Here is a 1,681-nt window from a genome sequence, read left to right as displayed (position 1 = left end):
TTTAGGACGATGAAGTGGTTGATGCCATGCTTCCAGGAAAAGCTTCTAAGCTTCAGGTAATTAGGAACCGTACCCCAAACCGACACAGGTGGTTAGGTAGAGAATACCAAGGCGCTTGAGAGAACTCGGGTGAAGGAACTAGGCAAAATGGCACCGTAACTTCGGGAGAAGGTGCGCCGGTGAGTGTGAAGGGTTTACCCCGTAAGCACATGCCGGTCGAAGATACCAGGCCGCTGCGACTGTTTATTAAAAACACAGCACTCTGCAAACACGAAAGTGGACGTATAGGGTGTGACGCCTGCCCGGTGCCGGAAGGTTAATTGATGGGGTTAGCTAACGCGAAGCTCTTGATCGAAGCCCCGGTAAACGGCGGCCGTAACTATAACGGTCCTAAGGTAGCGAAATTCCTTGTCGGGTAAGTTCCGACCTGCACGAATGGCGTAACGATGGCGGCGCTGTCTCCACCCGAGACTCAGTGAAATTGAAATCGCTGTGAAGATGCAGTGTATCCGCGGCTAGACGGAAAGACCCCGTGAACCTTTACTATAGCTTTGCACTGGACTTTGAGCTTGCTTGTGTAGGATAGGTGGGAGGCTTTGAAGTGGGGACGCCAGTTCTCATGGAGCCAACCTTGAAATACCACCCTGGCAACCTTGAGGTTCTAACTCTGGTCCGTTATCCGGATCGAGGACAGTGTATGGTGGGTAGTTTGACTGGGGCGGTCTCCTCCTAAAGAGTAACGGAGGAGTACGAAGGTGCGCTCAGACCGGTCGGAAATCGGTCGTAGAGTATAAAGGCAAAAGCGCGCTTGACTGCGAGACAGACACGTCGAGCAGGTACGAAAGTAGGTCTTAGTGATCCGGTGGTTCTGTATGGAAGGGCCATCGCTCAACGGATAAAAGGTACTCCGGGGATAACAGGCTGATACCGCCCAAGAGTTCATATCGACGGCGGTGTTTGGCACCTCGATGTCGGCTCATCACATCCTGGGGCTGAAGCCGGTCCCAAGGGTATGGCTGTTCGCCATTTAAAGTGGTACGCGAGCTGGGTTTAGAACGTCGTGAGACAGTTCGGTCCCTATCTGCCGTGGACGTTTGAGATTTGAGAGGGGCTGCTCCTAGTACGAGAGGACCGGAGTGGACGAACCTCTGGTGTTCCGGTTGTCACGCCAGTGGCATTGCCGGGTAGCTATGTTCGGGAAAGATAACCGCTGAAAGCATCTAAGCGGGAAACTTGCCTCAAGATGAGATCTCACTGGAACCTTGAGTTCCCTAAAGGGCCGTCGAAGACTACGACGTTGATAGGCTGGGTGTGTAAGCGTTGTGAGGCGTTGAGCTAACCAGTACTAATTGCCCGTGAGGCTTGACCATATAACACCCAAACAATTTGGCTGTTAGACGGTAGAAGTCGACAGTAATGCCGAAAATTTGTAAAAAGAACACGCAACACCAACTGATATCACATACCCAATTCGGGGAAGCGACCTAAAAACCGACTCCCCAACCGGATTGCTTGACGACCATAGAGCGTTGGAACCACCTGATCCCATCCCGAACTCAGTAGTGAAACGATGCATCGCCGATGGTAGTGTGGGGTTTCCCCATGTGAGAGTAGGTCATCGTCAAGCTTCTACTAGAAACCCCAGATCTCGACAGAGGTCTGGGGTTTCGTCTTTGTGGCG

Annotated in this window: 2 rRNA genes; both read left to right on the top strand. The window is 52.3% G+C overall.

Annotated elements, in window-relative coordinates:
* Positions 1 to 1,370, top strand: a 23S ribosomal RNA gene (locus tag BLS60_RS21220); the annotation flags it as partial.
* A 141-nt stretch (positions 1,371 to 1,511) separates the two neighbouring features.
* Positions 1,512 to 1,627 (top strand): 5S ribosomal RNA (gene rrf, locus BLS60_RS21215).
* The last annotated feature ends 54 nt before the right edge of the window (positions 1,628 to 1,681 follow it).

The organism is Phytopseudomonas seleniipraecipitans, assembly GCF_900102335.1.
GTDB classification, from domain to species: domain Bacteria; phylum Pseudomonadota; class Gammaproteobacteria; order Pseudomonadales; family Pseudomonadaceae; genus Aquipseudomonas; species Aquipseudomonas seleniipraecipitans.
The sequence above is the reverse complement of the archived record's forward strand: the minus strand, read 5'-3'. Positions and strand labels throughout refer to the sequence as shown.